Below are 19,374 nucleotides of genomic sequence, written 5' to 3'. Positions count from 1 at the left end.
CCCACCGTCTTCTGCGCCTCGCCCTTCAGCTCCTGCGCCTTGCCCTCGGCCACCAGCTTGTCGTTGCCGGTCGCCTTGCCGGCCGCCTGCTTGACGTTGCCCACCGCCTCGTTGGCCAGGCCCTTGATCTTGTCGGTCGTGCTGCTCATCGCGTGCGCTCCTTGGGGGTTGGGGTCGGGGTCAGGATGTCCGGTCGGGCAGGTTCCGCCCGCCGGGGTGGACGGCCCCCGCACGGTGGCGGGCGCCGAGGGGGGGGTAAGCGGCCGAACGATCCGGGGCCGAACGATCCGGGACCGGGCCGCGGCCGCTCAGACGCGCCGGGTCTCGTAGGCGCCCGGCAGGCTCGCGGGCTTCGGCGCGCCCAGGCGGCCGCCGAAGAAGGCGGCGAGCGCGGATCCCGAAGTCATGCCCATCGACACTGGCCGTCACAGTTCACGAACCCCGCATGCGGTCGCTGCCCAATCAGCAGCGGGGCACAAACGGGTTGTGCGCAAGCCGGTTCCGCCGATCTTACAAAATTCCCTGGTATGACTGCATCATCGGGGCGCCATGATCAACCAGAGGTAAGTCCATAGCTTTCTGTCGTTATATTCCGCTCGTCGCGACAATATATCCAACCTGACGATGCCAAATCTTTCCCGCGTCGCTCGCCTACGAAGAGCTGCACCGGGGCGGCACGTCCGATCCCGTCATTTCGCATATCCACGCGCAGTTTGGTGACTGGCCGTGGCAATACTATTCAGAAGTTGCAGCAGCCGAGGCCGGCCCCCGGTTCGCCGCCATGCTGGATCGGTTGACCGCAGCTGTGGATGTGACCGGGGTGGCGACCTGTCCCTTCTGCTTTGGGGAATCCCGGCATCGCCTAGGGGCTCCGTCTTCGGCGCTATGCCCATTCCGGTGGTCTTCGACGCCGCGATCTTCCACACGAGGCCGCCCGACGCTCCACCATCGTGGGATTGGCTCGCCCCGGCGATCAGCTTCGCGACGGCCCATGCGGCCGCGGATGCCGGCCTCCGTGATGGGCACGCGCGATCGGCCTCGGCCTCCGTCGTCTCGGTCTCGTCGCGCCGCATCCAGTCGCAGAGGTGCGGTCCGGTGGCTTGGAACCTGACGGGCATAGCGCTCGCCGGCTGAGCCATCGCGCGATCACGCCCAGCGAAAAGTCTTTATTTCTTAATGGGTTGACGTGCTCGACATCCGATATCGGCCAAGCCGCGTCGCGCCACCGCGATCCTCGCTGACCACAGGCTGGACGCCGGCCGGCCGCCGCCGATGAATGGGGAGCGCCGACCGGTTCCGATACGCCTGATGGCGCCAATACATCTTTTGATGAAGACAGCGACGGCCGTTGTTGGGCGTAAGGCGCCGTTGTCGCTGGCCGCATCCATGGAGCGTTCAGGCCCCCCATCCATGGGGCCGCCATGGATGCGACCGGCAGGAGGCTCCGACACCCTTTGTACATGGAACAGATCGCGCCCGAGCGCCGCAACGGCATCCGCAAGAAGCCACACCCGGCGCTGGTCGTTGCCGGGATCAGCCTGGCCGTAGGCCTCTGGTTCGTCATCTACGCGGTCTCCGGCCGCGTCATCTGGTTGTGGTAGGGCGCGTCCCGTCCAGGCGCTCGGGCCGACCGGCATGTCCGAGGGATTGGAGGGCCACAGCCCGACCGTGATCGTGGGGTGCGGCCCATCGAGGCCAGGATGGGGCGCGCCGCGGACTGACCGCATTCGCCAAGGTTCGGCGCGGACCCGCCGGAGTAGCAGGCCCGGATCCCGCTTCCGCGAGGTGCCATACGAGAATGCGAAACTGCGCCGGTGGCGCTCCCAAGGGGAATCGAACCCCTGTTTTCGCCGTGAGAGGGCGACGTCCTAGACCGCTAGACGATGGGAGCTTTCCGGCGGCGCGGGGGTGCTATAGCCACCACCCGGCGGCGGAGCAAGAGCCTTCGTCAGGAAATCCGCCTCGGCGGGTCAGATCGGGTGCGGATAGGGATCGTGGTGGAGAACGGAGACGACGAGCGGACCGGAATCGTGGCGGAGGGCGGCCTGCGGCTCGATCGTGCGCTGGTCGCGCTGTTTCCGGATCTCTCCCGAGCCCGGCTGCAGGACCTGATCCGCGCCGGCCAGGTGCAGCGGGACGGCGTCCCGGCGCGCGATCCGGCCGCCAAGGTCGCCGCCGGCACACAGATCGTCCTCATCGTGCCGCCACCCGCACCGGCCGAGCCGGTGGCCGAGGCCGCCGACCTGCCGATCGTCTACGAGGACGACGACCTGATCGTCATCGACAAGCCGGCCGGCCTGGTGGTCCATCCCGCGCCGGGCCACGAGAGCGGTACGCTGGTCAACGCCCTGATCGCCCATTGCGGCGCCAGCCTGTCGGGGATCGGCGGCGTGCGCCGGCCCGGCATCGTCCACCGCCTCGACAAGGATACGAGCGGCCTGATCGTCGTCGCCAAGAACGACGCGGCGCATCAGGGCCTCACCGCCCAATTCGCCGATCACGGCCGGACCGGCCCGCTGGAACGGGCCTACGCCGCTGTGGCCTGGGGCCTGCCCCAGCCGCGGGCCGGGACGATCCAGGCCAGCCTCGCCCGGTCCCGGTTCCATCGGGAGAAGATCGCCGTCGTGTCCGACGACAGCGGCCGCCACGCCGTGACGCACTACGCCGTCGCCGAGGCCTATCGCGAGGCCGCCCTCGTGCGCTGCCGGTTGGAGACGGGACGCACGCACCAGATCCGCGTGCATCTCGCCCATCGCGGACATCCCCTCCTCGGGGACAAGGTCTACGGCGGCGCCTTCCGCACCAAGGCCGCCCGCCTGAGCCCGGAGGCGCGTGACGCTCTCACGGCCCTGGGGCGGCAGGCGCTCCACGCGGAGCTGCTCGGCTTCAGCCATCCGCGCACCGGCGCGACGCTCCGCTTCGAGAGCCCGCTGCCGCCCGACATGAGCGCGCTCATCCTGGCCCTCCGGACGGAGGCGGACGGCGCACCGCGGGCGTAACCGCCTCGCTGCGGCGTGCGAAAGATCACCCCGTACCGCGTCACATCGTGACATGGTACGACCAAAAGCGCCGGTGGCGCGTTGTTGACGACGTGGGTGTCATCGACCGCGACCGGCTCCCGGCGACTCATATGAGATGGGTGGCCGGCAGGGTCGGCTCAAGAGCGGCCCGAGTGGACGGCACTGTTGTCCGTCGCGTCCGCCCGACAGGGGGACATAGGTCCAGGAGAATGCCATGGCCGGTACGCTGCCCGTGCTCGCCAACGAAGGTGGCCTCTCGCGCTACCTCGACGAGATTCGCAAATTCCCGATGCTGGAGCCGTCGGAGGAGTTCACGCTGGCGAAGGCCTGGCGGGACGCCGGTGACCGCGAGGCCGCGCATCGGCTGGTGACATCGCACCTGCGGCTCGTCGCCAAGATCGCGATGGGCTATCGCGGCTACGGCCTGCCGATCGGCGAGGTCGTGTCGGAGGGCAATGTCGGCCTGATGCAGGCGGTCAAGCGCTTCGATCCCGACAAGGGCTTCCGGCTGGCCACCTATGCCATGTGGTGGATCAAGGCGGCGATCCAGGAATACATCCTGCGCTCGTGGTCGCTCGTGAAGATGGGCACGACCGCGAACCAGAAGAAGCTGTTCTTCAACCTGCGCAAGGCGAAGGGCAAGATCTCGGCCCTCGACGAGGGTGACCTCAAGCCCGATCAGGTGAAGCAGATCGCCACCCGCCTCGGCGTGCCCGAGCAGGACGTGATCGACATGAACCGGCGCCTGTCCGGCGACACGTCGCTCAACGCGCCCCTGCGCGAGGAGGGCGAGGGTGAGTGGCAGGATTGGCTCGTGGACAACAGCCCGAGCCAGGAGACCGTCCTGGCCCGTGAGCAGGAGGGGCAGAACCGCCTGTCCGCCCTGAAGGACGCGCTGGGCGTCCTGAACCCGCGCGAGCGCCGCATCTTCGAAGCCCGGCGGCTCGCCGAGGACCCGATCACACTGGAGGATCTCTCGGGCGAGTTCGGTGTCTCCCGCGAGCGCGTGCGGCAGATCGAGGTTCGCGCCTTCGAGAAGGTGCAGGAAGCGGTCAAGCGCAACATCGCCAGCCGCGAACTGCCCCGGACCGGCATCGAGGCCCACTGACCCGCCACCCCGGCGCACCGCGCCGGGGTGGCACCGCCAAGCGGTCGCGCTCAAGCGATCACCGGCGGGCGATCACTGCCAAGCGTCGAAGGCGTTCTGCATGACCTGCGCGCCAACGGCGCCCTTCTCGAAGGTCAGCACGGCCCGACGGCCGGACGTGTAGCGGAGCGCGATATCGAACCAGTTCCGGTGCAGGAGCAAGTCGGTGTTGCGCTCGACGTCGTTCTGCAGCGACGACAATCCGATCAGGAACAGGTTGTCGCGAACGCGGACAGGCAGGCCCGAGACGGGCGAGCCGCGAGCGCCCTGCTCATCCTTGGCCTGGAGCAGCCCGACATCCTGAACCGTGCGGGCGGTGCCGTTGGTGCCGGTCTGGCTGAAGACCAAACTCACCGTGTGGGACGCCGGCAGGGTCGTGTCGAGGTTGCGCTGGATGGTCATCACCAGCGTCAGACCGGCATCGGGAATGGCCACGGTGGCGACGATCGCGTTCTGGACGGGCTGCCCCTGATCCCCGTTCACCGTCTCCAGCCGCCACGTCACCCGGCCCGGTGTCACGGTCGGCTGGCCGCCCTGGGCGCCCGACGATTCCTCGACGAGTTCGGCCCTCTGAGCGACCGCGACGCCCGTATCGGCAGGCGCCGCCGTATTCCGCGGCGGCGCGCCGGTCTCTGCCCGTGCGGTCGCCTTCGGCGTCGGTGCAGCATCGCCACCGACCCGGTCGCCGAATTTGGTCTCGCCCTCGGGCTGCTGCGTATCCACCGTCTCGGTGCCGCTCGACGGCAGGTTCTGCGGCCGGTCGCGCAGCAGGAAGGCCGCGACGGCGATCAGGCCGATCACCACCGCCAGGACGCCGCCCACGAAGACGTTGCGCAGCACCCGCGATCGACCGGTCCGCGGCGGCACCACCTCGATCCGGGGACGCTGACGGCCGCCGCCCTCCGCGGCGGTGTCGGCGGCGTCCGGATCCTCGGCGGGCGGGGTCTCCGAAGCCGGCGCCTCGGTCGCCGGCTCGGCCTCTTCCGAGGCCGCCGGCGCCGGCACGCCGGGGCGCCGCGACGTGATCGCGATCGGCGCCTCGCGCGGTCCGGCCACGGAATCCGGATCGGTATCACCGGCCGTCACCGCGAAGGGCGGCTTCGCGGGCGGGAGGACCGGTACGGATGCGGTCCCCGGCTCGGGTGGAGACGGTTCCGGGAGGTCCGCCTCCGCCGCCGGCGGAACGATCGGCTCGGGTGCAGCAGGTTCCGGAATGACGGGAGCGGGTGCGGGGCGCTGGGGCGCCTGCGCGGCATCGTTGGCCGGCGCCGGAAGGCCGCCGTGATCCACCTCCAGCCGCTCGATCGCGGCGTCGAGGGCCCGGCGCTCGAGGTCGATATCGGCCTCGGACAGCGGCGGATCGAGGGAGCGCAGCTGGCTGATCAGCGCATTGCGCGCGCGGTCGTAGACCGCCTTGCGCAGGGCGGGCGTTCGGTCGGGCAGCGCATCGAGCGCGCGCGCCAGAAGCGGATAGTAATCGGCCATGATACTCTGGTCCGCCCCTTCGGCCGCCGTCCGGCGACGCCGGTCGGAGGCCGGGGACCGAGGGCCGCGGCCGCCCGACGGGTCCGGTCGCGGCCGTCGGCCGGTTTGTCGTATCCCACCGCGCGGATCAGTGTCCGCGCGCCGGTTGCCCTGGAGATGGCGGGCTGATCGCGAGAACGATGGCCCGGCCGACAGCCCGTTCTAGATCAAGCCTGCGCGGACTGGATACAGGCAGGGCCGCCGAAAACGCGCGTCGTCAACGGGATAGCGCGCGACGCGTCGCGCCTCGAACCGGTCAATCCTCGAACGGGTTGTGCATGAGGATCGTGTCGTCGCGTTCGGGCGAGGTCGACAGCAGCGCCACCGGCGCCCCGATCAGCTCCTCGATCCGGCGGACATACTTGATCGCCTGCGCGGGCAGATCCGCCCAGGACCGCGCACCGGCGGTCGTCTCCGACCAGCCCGGGATCACCTCGTAGACCGGCTCGACCCGCGCCTGGGCGGCCTGGCTCGCCGGCAGATGGTCGATCGGCTGGCCGTCCAGCAGGTAGCCCGTGCACACGCGGATCTCCTCGAAGCCGTCGAGGATGTCGAGCTTGGTCAGCGCGATGCCGTGGATGCCGGAGGTCCGGACCGTCTGGCGCACCAGCACGGCATCGAACCAGCCGCAGCGGCGCTTGCGGCCGGTATTGACGCCGAACTCGCGCCCGCGGCTGCCGATGGTCTCGCCGATCTCGTCGAACAGCTCGGTGGGGAACGGCCCCTCGCCGACCCGGGTGGTGTAGGCCTTGGCGATGCCCAGCACGTAGCCGATCGCCCCCGGGCCGAGGCCCGAACCCGTCGCCGCCTGGGCGGCCACGATGTTGGAGGAGGTGACGAACGGATAGGTGCCGTGGTCGACGTCGAGCAGCGCGCCCTGCGCTCCCTCGAACAGGATGCGCTTTCCGGCCCGGCGCTCCTCGTCGAGCAGCGCCCAGACGGTGTCGGCGAAGGGCAGGATCTTCGGTGCGATCGCCTTCAGTTCCGACAGCAGCGCCTCGGCATTGACCTCGTCGATCCCGAGACCGCGCCGCAGGGCGTTGTGATGGGTCAGAACCCGCTCGATCTTGGCCGGCAGCGCGTCGGGATCGGCCAGATCCACGACCCGGATCGCCCGGCGGCCGACCTTGTCCTCGTAGGCCGGCCCGATGCCGCGCTTGGTCGTGCCGATCTTGAGGCCGGCATTGGCGGTCTCGCGGAAATGATCCAGTTCGCGGTGGAGCGGCAGGATCAGCGTGGCGTTGTCGGCGATCCGCAGGGAGGACGGCGAGACGTCCACGCCCTGCGCCTTGATGCGCTCGATCTCGTCGATCAGGTGCCAGGGATCGACCACGACGCCGTTGCCGATGACCGAAAGCTTGCCGCCGCGGACCACGCCCGACGGCAGCAGCGCCAGCTTGTAGGTCACGCCGTCGATGACGAGCGTATGCCCGGCATTGTGCCCGCCCTGGAACCGGACGACGATGTCGGCCTGCTCGGAGAGCCAGTCGACGATCTTGCCCTTGCCCTCGTCGCCCCATTGGGCGCCCACAACGACGACGTTGGCCATGTCTGCCTGCTTACCCGCGACGGAAACCGGGACGGCGCCACCCACGGGTGCAGGCGGCGTACGTCGTGAGCCGTTTCCGCGATCCGGGCAGCGAAATCAAGCAAGGGGCCGCATGAGGGGGCCGCGTCGCGGGCCGTCCGGCAGGGTCGGGGGCGCTACTTGGCCTCGGTTCCGGGTGCGCGACCGGGCAATTCGTGCGGCTTGATCACCGGCATGGTGCCGGACTGATCGGGCTTGACCACGGTTCCGGTCGTGGACGATTCCGGCGGCTTGATCACGCCGTCATTCTGCTGGAGCTTGTCGCTGAGCGACTGGTCATTGGGCGGCGCGTCGGCGTTCGGACGTACCCGCTCGGCCGGCGCCGGGCTTGTCGTCTGGGCGCAGGCTGGCGCCGCCGCGAGGGTCGCCGCGAAAGCGGCGAACAGGATTGTCTTCGGCACGAGGGCCTCCCCGGTTCGGGACACGAATTCGGGGAGGAACAGTCGGTGACGGGATCCGTTCCTGCCGCCGGCCCGGGACAATGTCCCATCCTGTGGATCGGATCCGCCGGCGCGGAAGACGATCTCAACCCTGGCGGGCAGCCTCGATATAGAGTTCGCGCAAGCGCCGGGTCAGTGCACCCGGCCGGCCCTCGCCGATCGCGCGCCCGTCGATTTCGACGACCGGCATCACGAAAGCCGAGGCGCTCGTGTAGAAGGCCTCCTGCGCCGCGTAGACCTCGTCCACCGGGATCAGCCGCTCCTCGATCCGCAGGTCGGCCTCCTGCGCGAGGCGCAGCACCGAGGCCCGGGTGATCCCCGGCAGGAGCGCCGTGGAGAGCGGCCGGGTCACGAGCACGCGGTCGCGGCTGATGATGAACGCGGTCGAGGACGAGCCCTCGGTGACGGCGCCGTCCTCCACCATCCAGGCCTCGGCGACGCCGGCCTCGGCCGCCTGCTGCTTGGCCAGCACCTGCGCCAGCAGAGCGACCGACTTGATGTCCCGGCGCTTCCAACGCAGGTCCTCGACGGTGATAACCCGGGCGCCGCTCTCGGCGAGCGGGTTGGCGAGCACGGTCTTGGCCTGCGTGAACATCACCACGGTGGGCTCGGTGCCGGCCTTCGGGAAGGCGAAGTCGCGCTCGGCCACGCCCCGGGTGACCTGCATGTAGACGAGGCCCTCGGTGACGCCGTTCCGGGCCACGAGCTCGGTCTGCAGGCGCTCCCAGCCCGCCGCATCGTGCGGGTTGCGGATGCCGATCTCGCCGAGGGAGCGGTCGAGGCGGGCGAGGTGCGCGGCGTTGTCGACGAGCTTGCCGTCGATGATCGCGGAGACCTCGTAAATGCCGTCCGCGAACAGGAAGCCGCGATCCATGATCGGCACGCGTGCCTCCTCGTAGGGGAGGAACTGGCCGTTGAGGTAGACGATGCGGGGAGCGGTCACGGAGAGCTGTCCTGTGTTCGTCGCGGGCCCGAGATCCCGGGCCCGCGAACGCGGGTCGAAGCAGGAATCGTGCGGGATCTCAGCGGTCGCCGAAGACCCGGCCGAAGATCGTGTCCACGTGCTTGAAGTGGTAGCCGAGATCGAAGCAGGCCTCGATCTGCTCGGCCGGGAGTGCCGCGGCGACCTCCGGGTCGGCCTTGAGCAGGGCCAGGAAATCGCCCTCGCCGCGCCAGACCGGCATCGCGTTGCGCTGGACCAGCCGGTAGGAATCCTCGCGGGACACGCCGGCCTGGGTGAGCGCCAGCAGCACGCGCTGCGAGTGGATCAGGCCGCCGAGCCGGTCGAGATTCTTCTGCATGTTGGCCGGGTAGACCAGCAGCTTCTCCATCACCCCGGTCATGCGCGCGAGGGCGAAGTCGAGGGTGACGGTGGCGTCGGGGCCGATCATGCGCTCCACCGAGGAGTGGGAGATGTCGCGCTCGTGCCAGAGGGCGACGTTCTCCAAGGCCGGGGTGACGTAGCCGCGGACCATCCGGGCGAGGCCCGTGATGTTCTCGGTCAGCACCGGGTTGCGCTTGTGCGGCATGGCCGAGGAACCCTTCTGGCCCTCGGAGAAGAACTCCTCCGCCTCCAGGACCTCGGTGCGCTGGAGGTGCCGGATCTCGATCGCCAGCCGCTCCAGGGACGAGGCGACCACGCCGAGGGTCGCGAAGAACATCGCGTGGCGGTCGCGCGGGATCACCTGGGTGGAGACTGGCTCGGCGGTCAGGCCCATCTTCTCGGCGACGTACTGCTCCACCCGCGGGTCGATATTGGCGAAGGTGCCGACCGCGCCGGAAATCGCGCAGGTGGCGACCTCCGCGCGGGCCGCGACGAGGCGGCGGCGGTTGCGCTCGAACTCGGCATAGGCCTGGGCCAGCTTCAGGCCGAAGGTGACCGGCTCGGCGTGGATGCCGTGCGACCGGCCGATGGTCGGGGTCAGCTTGTGCTCGAAGGCCCGCGCCTTCAGGGCGGCGAGCAGCGAATCGACGTCGGCGATCAGGATGTCGGCGGCGCGCACGAGCTGCACGTTGAGGCAGGTGTCGAGCACGTCCGAGGAGGTCATCCCCTGGTGGACGAACCGCGCCTCGGGCCCGACGATCTCGGCGAGATGGGTGAGGAAGGCGATGACATCGTGCTTCGTCACCGCCTCGATCGCGTCGATGCGGGCCACGTCGAAGACCGCATCCTTGCCCTTGGCCCAGATCGTCTCGGCGGCTTCCTTCGGGACGACGCCGATCTCGGCGAGCGCCGTGGTGGCGTGGGCCTCGATCTCGAACCAGATCCGGAAGCGGGTCTCGGGCGACCAGATCGCCGTCATCGCGGGGCGGCTGTAGCGGGGGATCATGGGGGCCTCGGCACGGTCCGGATTGCGTGCGAGGCCGGTAGCATGCGCCGGCCCGGCCGCTCAATGCGCATCGGGCATGCCCAGCCGGCAACGGGTGTGGACCACCGGCGGCGGGTTCAGTCGATCCGCACCCAGCCCTGGCCCATCAGGCGCTCCTGCGGGCGGAAGCGCGACTTGTAGTCCATCTTGCGCGAGCCCTCGACCCAGTAGCCGAGATAGAGATACGGCAGGCCCAGCCGGCGGGCCCGACGGATATGGTCGAGGATCATGAAGGTTCCCGGGGAGAGCGCGGCCTCCGCGGGATCGTAGAACGAATAGACCATCGACAGCCCGTCGGAGAGCACATCCGTCAGGCAGAAGGCGAGCGGCGGTCCCGAGCCGCGGCCGGTGACCGCCGTATCCGGCCCGTGCCGGCGATACGACACGAGGTGCGTGTCGACATGGCTGTCCTCGACCATCATGGCGTAGTCGAGCACGGTCATGTCGACCATGCCGCCGTCGCCGTGCCGGGCGTCGAGGTAGCGGCGGAACAGGGCGTATTGCTCCGACGCCGGGCGGTTCGGCTCGGGCGTGCCGACCCAGTCGGCGCTGCGCGCCAGGATGCGCCTCTGGCTCGCGCTCGGCTCGAACTCATCGACCACGACCCGCACCGAGATGCAGGCGCGGCACGTCTCGCAGGCCGGGCGATACGCGATCGTCTGCGAGCGGCGGAAGCCGCCCTGGGTCAGGATCTCGTTGAGGTCGCGGGCGCGCCGTCCGACCAGGTGGGTGAAGACCTTCCGCTCCTCCTGCCCCGGCAGATACGGGCACGGCGACGGAGCGGTGAGGTAGAATTGCGGTGTGTCGCGCGGATGGCTGGTCACGCTTCTCACAAGCCCTGCGCCGGGTTCGTCCTCACGGCGCCGGCATGACAGTGTACAGGCGACCGGCCACGGCTCAATGGCCCGGCCGGTCGCACCGTCACATTTTCATCGTCGAACCGTCCGCTCAGCGCGCGTGAACGACGGCGAGGCCGAGAAGCAGGTCGTGCCCGAGACGCCGGTCGGAGCGCACCAGCCCGAAGGCGACGTCGACGCACCAGAGCAGGAAGGTCGAGATGGCGACGTAGAACAGCAGCGCGTGAACCGCGGCCGTGATGACGTCGACCCGCGCGCCGCTCTCGGGCGCGATGGTCCGCAGGCCCATCAACCGCTGGCCGATCGTGCTCTGCTTCGAGCCGCCGACCGTGATCGCGCTGTAGATGATGCCGCTCGCCGGCAGGACGGCGAACAGCGTCCAGCCGAGGCCGAACGTGACCACGCCGATCACGGTGATCAGCAGGGTCAACAGGGCCGTGAAGCCGAAGATGAACAGGATGTCGAGGAGATAGGCGACCGTCCGGCCGCCGAGGCTCGCCCGCACGAACGGGATCGGCAACGCGGTGGCGTAGCCGGGCGCGTCGAGGCGCTGCGCGTAGCCGGGTTGGGGGTTCTGCATGGTGTCGCGTCCTGCAAGCGAGGCTGCGGACGTCAAGGTGGGTGTGCGCCGCGGAGGCCGCAAGGGGATGCCGGAACGCGGGCTCCCGTCAGCGCCCGGCCGGGTCGTCGACCGCCGCGTCCGGCGTGTCGAGATAGAAGCGCTTCAGCATGTAGAGCGCGGGGCCCGACAGGGTCGTCGCCTCGGTGGCGAGCGCCACCAGGGTCGTCCCGGCATCGAACCGGCAGGTCAGCCAGTGCGGCCGGTTGCCGTCGGAATAATCGACGCGGACCGAGTTCGCCGCCGGGCCCGGCGCCGCCCGCAGCAACCGGATTCCCGGCTGCGGCGCCACCGCCGGCAGCGCCCGGCGGCAGGTGGCGACGCGATCCCGGCGCAGGGTATCCTGGCAGGCGGCGAGGCCGCCGAGGAAGCCGGCCACGACCGCGGATCCGAGGAGCCAGCGGTGCGTCCGTTTCACGGATGGTTGCGCAGGCGCTCCGCAACCCGCGGGGCGTGATAGGTGAGGACGCCGTCGGCCCCGGCCCGCTTGAAGGCGAGGAGCGCCTCGACCATCGCGCGGTCGCCGTCGAGCCAGCCGTTGCGGGCGGCCGCCTCGATCATCGCGTACTCGCCGGACACCTGATAGGCGAAGGTCGGGACCTGGAACTCGTCCCGCACCCGGCGGATGATGTCGAGATAGGGCAGGCCCGGCTTCACCATCACCGAATCCGCGCCCTCATCGAGGTCGAGGCGGACCTCGCGCAGGGCCTCGGACGAGTTGCCCGGATCCATCTGGTAGGTCCGCTTGTCCCCCACCAGCGCGGCCTTGGTGCCGATCGCGTCGCGGAACGGCCCGTAGAAGGCGCTGGCATACTTGGCCGCGTAGGCCATGATCTGCACGTCGAGGAATCCGGCCTTGTCGAGGCCGGCGCGGATCGCACCGACGCGCCCGTCCATCATGTCGGAGGGTGCGATGATGTCGGTCCCGGCCTCGGCCTGGATCAGGCTCTGCTCGACAAGGACCGCGACGGTCTCGTCGTTGAGGATCGCCCCGTCCTTCATCAGGCCGTCATGGCCGTGGCTCGTGTAGGGGTCGAGCGCCACATCCGTCATGATCCCGATCTCGGGCACCGCCCGCTTCACGGCGCGCACCGCGCGGCAGACGAGATTGTTGGCGTTCAGCGCCTCCGATCCGGTCGGGTCGCGCAGCGCGACTTCCGTGTAGGGGAAGAACGAGATCGCCGGGATGCCGAGCCGTGCCGCGCGCTCAGCGTCGCGCACGATCTCGTCCACCGAGAGACGCTCGACGCCCGGCATGGAGGCGATCGGCTCGCGCCGGCCCTCGCCCTCGATCACGAACATCGGCCAGATCAGGTCGTCGACCGTCAGGGTGTGCTCGCGGACCAGCCGACGCGACCAATCCGATTTCCGGTTGCGGCGCGGGCGCTGGGTGATCTTGAGGCCCTCTACCCGGGCGCCCTCGCGGGCAGCCTCCACGGCGAGAGGGCGCGGCTCTGGCAGAGTGTCTGACATGCGGCTTCGCTACCGTTCGCGCGGACCACGCCGCGGATCGCGCGGCGCCCCTGCGCCGGAGGCGTTCGACTACCACACCGGGCGGGCGCGACGAAACCCGACCGTTGACGCAGGACGGCGGAACCGCTTCAACCCGGCGCGTTCCCTTTCCAACGGATCAGGACCCCGGCCCCTCGCCCATGCACCGGCCCATCATCTCTGCGAGTCTCCGATAGTGCCCGGCTACCTTCCGATCCGGCGCAAGACGCCGAGGCCGGGCGGGGTGCCGAGCGACCGGATCGAGCGCGTCCAGGGGCCGGCACCCGGCACGTGGGACACGGTTCTGATCTGGTTCATGCGGCTCACGGCGCTGATCTGGCTCCTCAAGAGCGTCTTCGCCTGGGCGACCATCCTCGACATCATGCCGGGGGTCCGGCCCTTCGAGGCGGAACCCTTCGGCCGGCAATCCGCGATCGTCTATTTCGCGGTGATCGATGCCGCGGCGGCGATCGGATTGTGGCTGACGAGCGCCTGGGGCGGCGTGATCTGGTTGCTCGCAGTCACATCCGCGATGACGCTGGCGGTTCTGACACCGCAACTCTTGCCGTTGCCGGTCCCGCTGCTCGTATTCGGGGGCTGCGTCGTGACGTTGTACTTCCTGCTGTCCTGGCTCGCCGCGCAGGAAGCACGGTGAACGAACCGTTCTTATCTTCATTCAGTTTGTCTTTACCGCGAAGAGTAAATCGCGAATTCATCCTGTCGCTTAAATGGCCTTTCATTTCCGAGCCCTAGCTTAGCCATCATCAACGGCGCCGCATCGAACGGGTGCCGGATCAACGGATGGCGAGGCAGAGATGAAGACCCAGAACGCCCGAGTCGCGCAGGTCGAAGCCCCCGAGGAGGCCGCTTCCCCCAAGGGATCCTACCTGGAAGCGCTCCACCTCGTGGAGCGGCTGCATCGCCGGCTGCTCGACGTGATCAAGGACGAGTTCGAGCGCCGCGGCCGTGAGGACGTCAACAGCGTCCAGGCGCTGCTCCTGTACAACATCGGCGACAAGGAGCTGACCGCGAGCGAGCTGCGGACCAAGGGCTATTATCTCGGGTCCAACGTCTCGTACAACGTGAAGAAGCTGGTCGAGGCAGGCTATCTCCACCACGCCCGCTCCAAGACGGACCGCCGCTCCGTCCGGATCAGCCTGACCGACAAGGGTCGTCAGGTCCACGAGATCATCCAGACGCTCTATGACAAGCATGCCCGGACGATCACGCCGATCGGTGGAATCTCCGAGGACGACTTCAATCGCCTGAACCAGGCGCTGACCCGCCTCGAGCGCTTCTGGACCGACCAGATCCGCTACCGCCTCTGAGGCCGACCGTCAGAGGTTGAGAAGACCGACGATCCCGGAGATCACCGCGTAGGCGAAGCCGGCATTGATGGCGACGCCGAACATCCCGATCACCAAGCCGCCCAGGACGACGAGACCGTCGCGCTCGACGAGGCCGAGCCCGACCAGGCACACCGCGAGACCGAGCGGAATCTGCCCCACGATGGGCGCGGCGACGATGAGCGCCAGCGCCAGGGCCAGCAGGACGATCCCCATGCCGCGCATGCCGAGCGCGGTCTCGAACACGCTGACGCGGGGGCGCGACCAGCGCTCCAGGCGGCGCAGGATCGGCACCGCACGGGTGACGGCCCTCCGGACGTCGGTCAGGGCGATCGAGCGGCCGAGGAGCATCCGCGGCAGCCAAGGCGCCGACATCCCGGCGGCGATCTGAATCGCCACGAGGAGCAGGAGCAGGCCGCAGATCAGCGGGATCGGCGGCGGCATCGGCAGGCAATTCGGCAGCCCCAACAGGACCACGAGCAGCGCGAAGGCACGGTCCCGCAGGACCGCGACGATGTCGCCCACGGTGAGGCGCTCGCCCTCCTGGCTCGCCAGCACGGTGAGGACGTCCGACGTTCGTGCACCGGAGGTCAAGGATCTGCCAACCTTCGCTTTCCCGCGGGGGCTCTAGCCGAGAACATCTGGCACGCCAAGCACGGCAGATTCGCGACACTGCGCGGACCTCCGGCCGGCGGGCCATGTCCCAAGATTACGGGCGACCGCTCAAAGTAACGTTCAAGTTGAATTACGCGGCAGACCGCCAGAATTTCGATCCTCTCGGCCGATACCGGGGCACCATCCACACAAATCTCGGCGCGCGACCAGATAAAACGCCGCACAGCACGGCATTTTATCTTAACCATCAGCTCCAGCCTGGAGGGATAGACCGTGCGCGGCCCCCGTCTCACCCGAGGGATCGGCGGTCTTCTGCTCGCGATCCCGGCCCTGCTTGCAGGACGCGCCTGTCCTGCCCCCGACGCGCGCGCCAGCGATATCGACATGCTCCTGTTCGGCAGCCTCGATGCGGGCGGGGACACCTTCCTGACCTTCGGGACGAAGGTGGGCCTCACCTCCCTCGCGCAGGATGGCTTCACCGCGCTCGCGAGCGTCGGCGGCGGACGGCGATCCGAGCACGGTGCCGAGGGTGCGCGTGCGCGGTACACCGTCGCCGCGGCCGCGGTCGCCGGGTATCAGTGGTTCTTCGATTGGGGCGTGACCGCTGCCTATGCGGGCCCCGAGGCCACGACGGAGATGCTGGTTGCGGGGCGCGATGTCGACGCCCTGCCGACACGCTTCGGCCTGCGGCTCCACGGCGAGGTCTGGGCGCGCCCGACGGATGCGACCCTCCTTCAGGCGACCGCGGTCGCGGGGTCGGCCCGCGACAGCCTCTGGGCGCGTATCGCCTGGGGCTATCGCCTGTACGAGACCTATATCGGCCCCGAGGCCGCGCTCTACACGGACACGACCGGCTACGCGAAGTGGAGCCTCGGACTGCACGCGACCGACTTCACCCTCGGCCGCTACAGCTTCCGCGCATCCGCGGGCGTCCAGTCCGAGGCGGGACGCGCCCGGGCCCGTCCCTACCTGACGCTCTCGGTCTGGTCCTCCCTGTGAGCGGAGCCCGGCCGGGGCTCGAGGGAATCGAGGAACGCGGCCGCGTCGCGGCGGATCTCGGCCCGGCGATTTTCGCTGAAGCCGCGCAAGGTCCGGTACGGCATCGCCAGGCGCTGGTTGCCAGCCAATCGCTGCTCGTTCTCGATCAGGAAGTTCCAGTACAGATAGTTGAACGGACAGGCGCCCGGCCCGGCTTTGACCTTCACGTCGTAGGTGCAGGACGCACAATAATCCGACATTCGGTCGATATAGGCGCCCGAGGCCGCGTAGGGTTTCGAGCCCATCACGCCGCCATCGGCCCACAGCACCATGCCGTGGACGTTGGGCAGCTCGACCCATTCGTAGGCGTCCGCGAAGACGATCAGGTACCATTCCTCGACCTGAGCCGGGTCGAGGCCGGCGATGAGGGCGAAGTTGCCGGTCACCATCAGGCGCTGGATGTGATGGGCATAGGCGTGGGCGCGCGTGTCCGAGACCACCTGCGCGATGCAGTTGAGCGCCGTCTCCCCCGACCAGTAGAACCACGGCAGGTCGCGGCCCGCGCCGAGGGCGTTGGTTTCCCGGTAGGCGGGCATGCGCGCCCAGTAGAGGCCGCGCACGTATTCCCGCCAGCCGAGGATCTGCCGGATGAAGCCCTCGACGCAGTGGAGCGGCGCCGAACCGTCGCGATAGGCCCGTTCGGCGGCCCAGCACACCTCCTCGGCGGTGAGCAACCCGGCATTGAGGGCGGGCGACAGGAGCGCGTGGTACAGGAACGGCGCGCCGGCCTTCATCGCATCCTGATAGTCGCCGAAGGTCGGCAGGGCCTCCGTCAGGAAGTGCCGGAGCGCCGCGAGGGCATCGGCCCGGGTCACCGGCCAGGAGAAGCCGGTCAGGTCGCCGAAATGATCGCCGAACTCCGCCTCCACCAGCGCGATGACGTCGCGCGTCACGGAATCCGGCTGGAACCCGATCCGGTCCGGCGGCCGGTGTCCTTTCGGGAGGCGCTTGCGGTTTTCGGGATCGTAGTTCCAGCGGCCGCCCGCTGGCTCGCCGCCGTCCATCAGGAGGCCGCTGCGGCGGCGCATGCCCCGGTAGAAGGTCTCCATCCGCAGGTGATGTCGGCCCTCGGCCCACCGCGCGAAATCCTCCCGCGGACACAGGAAGCGGTTGTCGGCGCGGATCTCGACCGGGATCGGGAGCGTCTCGCGCCAATCCTGCATCATCTCCCAGACACGCCATTCCCCGGGCTCGGTGACGACGATCCGCTCCGGCCTGTGGCGCGCGACGGCGCGCTCCAGTTCGCCGGTGAAGCTGCCGGTATTGCCCGCATCGGTGAGGCGGACGTAGTCGACGGCGATCCCCTCCGCCTCCAGCTCGGCCGCGACATGGCGCATGGCGGCGAACAGGAAGGCGATCTTCTGCTTGTGATGGCGGACATAAGTCGCCTCGTCCCGGACCTCGACCATCAGCACGACGTCGCGCGCGGGATCGAGATCGACGAGGCTCGACACCCGGCGGGTCAGCTGATCGCCCAGGACGAAGCGCAGCGTGCCGCCCCTTGCGGCACTGCCGCGGCGATTCGCGGCCACCGTCTCAGCCCTTGGTGCGCAGGGCGGAGCGGCCGCCATCGACACCGATGACCTGGCCGGTGATCCAGGCCGCCTCGTCGGAGACCAGGAAGGCCGCCAGGGCGCCGACATCTTCCGGGCGCCCCAATCGCTGGAGGGCATGCATCGCGGCGATCCCCTGCGCGAGCGTCTCGTTGCCGGTGATCCCGGCGGCGAGCGGGGTGCGCGTCAGCGAGGGCGCCACGACGTTGACGCGGATCTGGGGGGCGAGTTCGGCCGCCAGCGACAGCGCCAGGCCCTCGACGGCGCCCTTGGCCATGGCGACGGAGGCATGCGCCGCGAAACCCTGCGCGGCGGCCACCGTCGAGAACAGCACGATCCCGGCGCCCGTTTCGCCGGCCCCCGCCTTGAGAGCGCCCGCGGCGGCCTGCACCGCCGAGAAGGCACCGAGGGCGTTGACGGCGAAGTCGCCTTCGACATCGGCTCGCGTCAGCCGACTCAGCGGCCGCAGGTTGATCGTGCCGACCGCGTAGACCAAGCCTGCGAGTCGCGGACCGGCGGCCTCGGTGGCGCGGGATACGAAATCCGGATCCGCGACATCGCCGGCCGTGACGCTGGTCTCACCCAGCTCCGACGCGGCGTCCGAAAGGCGCTCTGCATCCCGGGCGGCAAGATGCAGCGCGTAGCCACGGGCCCGCAGCGCACGGGCCGTGGCGAGACCGATCCCCCCGGTCCCGCCATAGATGATCACCCGACGCACGTTGAACCCCCTTGCTACCCGTCTCGGCCCGATCAAGGTAAGGCGGGGCACACCCCTGGGCAGGCGGTCGACCCGTGCCCTCCACGTCCACAAGGTCGCAGGCGGCAAGCATGAAGTTCGCGTTCGCCGGCATCGACTTCCTCGGCGGGGTCTTCGAGGGGCTGCTCGACGCCGGCTGGACGCCGGTGAAGCTGTTCACGCGCCCCTGCGACGGGGTCTACGACCACAACGAGGTCATCGTCGCTCGCGCCCGGTCGCTGCGGCTGCCGATCCAGCTCTCGCGGATCCGCGAGCGGGACATCGAGGCGCTGCAGGCCGAGCACGGCCGGGATTGGGCGCTGGTGGTCGCGGGATATCCCTGGCTCATCAAGGGTTGGAAGGGCCGCGCCGCCTATGGGCTCAACATCCATCCCTCCCCGCTTCCGATAGGCCGGGGTCCCTACCCGCTGTTCCGCGCCGTGCTCGACCGCTACGAGACCTGGGGCGTCAGCGCCCATGTGCTCGCCGAGGGCTTCGACACCGGCGATCTCCTCGCCCAGGACATCTTCGCGCTGAGTTCGGACGAGAGCCACGAGACGCTGCTCGCCAAGTGCCAGATGGCGGCGCGCCGCCTCGCCGCGGGTCCCCTCGGCCGCGACCTGCCCAACCGCTGGCGGCGCTCCGAACCGCAGGGAGACGGCTCCTACTGGCCACGCGCCACCGACGCCGACCGGACGCTCGACTTCCGGCAGGACGTCGAGACGGTCCTGCGCCGGATGCGGGCCTTCGGCACGGTCGAGACGATCGCCCGGCTCGGGGATGCCCGGGTCTTCGTGGCGGAGGCGCAAGGATGGCAGGAGCGCCACGCGCACACGCCCGGGGCGGTGGTGCACCGCCACCGCCGCCACGTCGTGGTGGCGGCCCTCGACGGCTACGTCCAGCTGACCCGCTGGTCGCCGGTCCCCCTCGCGGAGGTTGGGCAGATCGGCCGGTGACCGGTACGGCCGGGAACCGAAACGCAGACCCTAATGTTTCCGGCGGCCCGGGAATTCCCACCCGGGCACCACGGG

20 protein-coding genes and 1 tRNA gene are annotated in these 19,374 nt (G+C 69.6%); 7 read left to right on the top strand and 14 right to left on the bottom strand.

Annotation, left to right across the window (positions count from 1 at the left end):
* On the bottom strand, nt 1-149 hold a 149-nt coding region (locus tag BLT59_RS23910), incomplete at its 3' end, for a CsbD family protein (protein WP_091786589.1).
* A 1,311-nt stretch (nt 150-1,460) separates the two neighbouring features.
* Between BLT59_RS23910 and BLT59_RS31465 the strand changes: the two genes are divergently transcribed.
* Complete coding sequence (locus BLT59_RS31465) at nt 1,461-1,601, top strand: hypothetical protein (RefSeq protein ID WP_175544115.1); 141 nt, start codon at nt 1,461-1,463, stop codon at nt 1,599-1,601.
* Between the two features lie 214 nt (nt 1,602-1,815).
* Here BLT59_RS31465 and BLT59_RS23900 read toward each other — a convergent pair.
* Nucleotides 1,816-1,891: transfer RNA gene (locus tag BLT59_RS23900), tRNA-Glu, on the bottom strand.
* A 103-nt stretch (nt 1,892-1,994) separates the two neighbouring features.
* On the opposite strand from BLT59_RS23900, the gene BLT59_RS23895 reads away from it, so the two are divergent.
* A complete protein-coding gene (locus BLT59_RS23895) occupies nt 1,995-2,999 on the top strand; it encodes an RluA family pseudouridine synthase (RefSeq protein ID WP_091786586.1) in 1,005 nt (334 codons plus the stop codon).
* Nucleotides 3,000-3,234: 235 nt separating this feature from the next.
* Complete coding sequence (rpoH, locus tag BLT59_RS23890) at nt 3,235-4,128, top strand: RNA polymerase sigma factor RpoH (protein ID WP_091786583.1); 894 nt, start codon at nt 3,235-3,237, stop codon at nt 4,126-4,128.
* A gap of 72 nt (nt 4,129-4,200) precedes the next feature.
* On the opposite strand, the gene BLT59_RS23885 is transcribed toward rpoH, so the two are convergent.
* The 9 genes from BLT59_RS23885 to hemB all read right to left on the bottom strand — a co-directional run bounded on the left by BLT59_RS23885 (nt 4,201) and on the right by hemB (nt 13,037).
* A complete protein-coding gene (locus tag BLT59_RS23885; protein ID WP_091786580.1) occupies nt 4,201-5,652 on the bottom strand; it encodes a histidine kinase in 1,452 nt (483 codons plus the stop codon).
* 295 nt (nt 5,653-5,947) lie between these two features.
* Nucleotides 5,948-7,240, bottom strand: a complete 1,293-nt coding sequence (locus BLT59_RS23880; RefSeq protein ID WP_091786577.1) for an adenylosuccinate synthase — start codon at nt 7,238-7,240, stop codon at nt 5,948-5,950.
* Nucleotides 7,241-7,395: 155 nt separating this feature from the next.
* On the bottom strand, nt 7,396-7,680 hold the full coding sequence (locus BLT59_RS23875) for a hypothetical protein (protein WP_091786623.1): 285 nt from the start codon (nt 7,678-7,680) through the stop codon (nt 7,396-7,398).
* A gap of 124 nt (nt 7,681-7,804) precedes the next feature.
* The gene (locus tag BLT59_RS23870; protein ID WP_091786574.1) at nt 7,805-8,662 is read right to left on the bottom strand and encodes a D-amino-acid transaminase; all 858 of its coding nucleotides are present in this window, start codon (nt 8,660-8,662) and stop codon (nt 7,805-7,807) included.
* A 79-nt stretch (nt 8,663-8,741) separates the two neighbouring features.
* A complete protein-coding gene (purB, locus tag BLT59_RS23865; RefSeq protein ID WP_091786571.1) occupies nt 8,742-10,049 on the bottom strand; it encodes an adenylosuccinate lyase in 1,308 nt (435 codons plus the stop codon).
* A gap of 116 nt (nt 10,050-10,165) precedes the next feature.
* The gene (locus tag BLT59_RS23860) at nt 10,166-10,912 is read right to left on the bottom strand and encodes an arginyltransferase (protein ID WP_091786568.1); all 747 of its coding nucleotides are present in this window, start codon (nt 10,910-10,912) and stop codon (nt 10,166-10,168) included.
* A 124-nt stretch (nt 10,913-11,036) separates the two neighbouring features.
* A complete protein-coding gene (locus tag BLT59_RS23855; RefSeq protein WP_091786565.1) occupies nt 11,037-11,525 on the bottom strand; it encodes an RDD family protein in 489 nt (162 codons plus the stop codon).
* An 88-nt stretch (nt 11,526-11,613) separates the two neighbouring features.
* Nucleotides 11,614-11,943: a hypothetical protein gene (locus tag BLT59_RS23850; protein ID WP_244514125.1), complete on the bottom strand. Its 330-nt coding sequence runs from the start codon at nt 11,941-11,943 to the stop codon at nt 11,614-11,616.
* A 35-nt stretch (nt 11,944-11,978) separates the two neighbouring features.
* Nucleotides 11,979-13,037 (bottom strand): porphobilinogen synthase, encoded by a 1,059-nt coding sequence (gene hemB, locus BLT59_RS23845; RefSeq protein ID WP_091786559.1) that lies wholly within the window; start codon nt 13,035-13,037, stop codon nt 11,979-11,981.
* A gap of 262 nt (nt 13,038-13,299) precedes the next feature.
* On the opposite strand from hemB, the gene BLT59_RS23840 reads away from it, so the two are divergent.
* Nucleotides 13,300-13,710, top strand: coding sequence for a DUF6163 family protein (locus BLT59_RS23840; protein ID WP_244514128.1), 411 nt, complete (start codon nt 13,300-13,302; stop codon nt 13,708-13,710).
* 160 nt (nt 13,711-13,870) lie between these two features.
* Complete coding sequence (locus BLT59_RS23835; protein ID WP_091786552.1) at nt 13,871-14,383, top strand: transcriptional regulator LdtR; 513 nt, start codon at nt 13,871-13,873, stop codon at nt 14,381-14,383.
* Between the two features lie 9 nt (nt 14,384-14,392).
* Here BLT59_RS23835 and BLT59_RS23830 read toward each other — a convergent pair whose 3' ends face one another.
* Nucleotides 14,393-14,995: an exopolysaccharide biosynthesis protein gene (locus tag BLT59_RS23830; RefSeq protein WP_280141075.1), complete on the bottom strand. Its 603-nt coding sequence runs from the start codon at nt 14,993-14,995 to the stop codon at nt 14,393-14,395.
* Nucleotides 14,996-15,289: 294 nt separating this feature from the next.
* On the opposite strand from BLT59_RS23830, the gene bcsS reads away from it, so the two are divergent.
* Nucleotides 15,290-16,015, top strand: coding sequence for a cellulose biosynthesis protein BcsS (gene bcsS / locus BLT59_RS23825; protein WP_244514124.1), 726 nt, complete (start codon nt 15,290-15,292; stop codon nt 16,013-16,015).
* Here the strand turns inward: bcsS and BLT59_RS23820 are convergent.
* Nucleotides 15,982-17,586, bottom strand: a complete 1,605-nt coding sequence (locus BLT59_RS23820; protein WP_091786616.1) for a cryptochrome/photolyase family protein — start codon at nt 17,584-17,586, stop codon at nt 15,982-15,984. The two genes, bcsS and BLT59_RS23820, sit on opposite strands and share 34 nt — an antisense overlap.
* Nucleotides 17,587-17,590: 4 nt before the next feature.
* Nucleotides 17,591-18,325, bottom strand: coding sequence for an SDR family NAD(P)-dependent oxidoreductase (locus BLT59_RS23815; protein ID WP_091786546.1), 735 nt, complete (start codon nt 18,323-18,325; stop codon nt 17,591-17,593).
* A gap of 110 nt (nt 18,326-18,435) precedes the next feature.
* Here BLT59_RS23815 and BLT59_RS23810 point away from each other — a divergent pair, with 110 nt between their 5' ends.
* A complete protein-coding gene (locus BLT59_RS23810; protein WP_091786543.1) occupies nt 18,436-19,299 on the top strand; it encodes a formyltransferase family protein in 864 nt (287 codons plus the stop codon).
* The last annotated feature ends 75 nt before the right edge of the window (nt 19,300-19,374 follow it).

This window comes from Methylobacterium sp. UNC378MF (genome assembly GCF_900103195.1).
GTDB lineage: Bacteria > Pseudomonadota > Alphaproteobacteria > Rhizobiales > Beijerinckiaceae > Methylobacterium.
Note: the sequence above shows the minus strand (reverse complement) of the source record. Positions and strands in the feature narration are given on the sequence as shown.

Bases quoted from the DNA above. Each gene is read 5' to 3' on its own strand.
- BLT59_RS31465 (WP_175544115.1), top strand. From the start codon at position 1,461: ATGGAACAGATCGCGCCCGAGCGCCGCAACGGCATCCGCAAGAAGCCA.
- rpoH (WP_091786583.1), top strand. From the start codon at position 3,235: ATGGCCGGTACGCTGCCCGTGCTCGCCAACGAAGGTGGCCTCTCGCGC.
- BLT59_RS23885 (WP_091786580.1), bottom strand. From the start codon at position 5,652: ATGGCCGATTACTATCCGCTTCTGGCGCGCGCGCTCGATGCGCTGCCC.
- BLT59_RS23880 (WP_091786577.1), bottom strand. From the start codon at position 7,240: ATGGCCAACGTCGTCGTTGTGGGCGCCCAATGGGGCGACGAGGGCAAG.
- purB (WP_091786571.1), bottom strand. From the start codon at position 10,049: ATGATCCCCCGCTACAGCCGCCCCGCGATGACGGCGATCTGGTCGCCC.
- BLT59_RS23855 (WP_091786565.1), bottom strand. From the start codon at position 11,525: ATGCAGAACCCCCAACCCGGCTACGCGCAGCGCCTCGACGCGCCCGGC.
- hemB (WP_091786559.1), bottom strand. From the start codon at position 13,037: ATGTCAGACACTCTGCCAGAGCCGCGCCCTCTCGCCGTGGAGGCTGCC.
- BLT59_RS23835 (WP_091786552.1), top strand. From the start codon at position 13,871: ATGAAGACCCAGAACGCCCGAGTCGCGCAGGTCGAAGCCCCCGAGGAG.
- BLT59_RS23810 (WP_091786543.1), top strand. From the start codon at position 18,436: ATGAAGTTCGCGTTCGCCGGCATCGACTTCCTCGGCGGGGTCTTCGAG.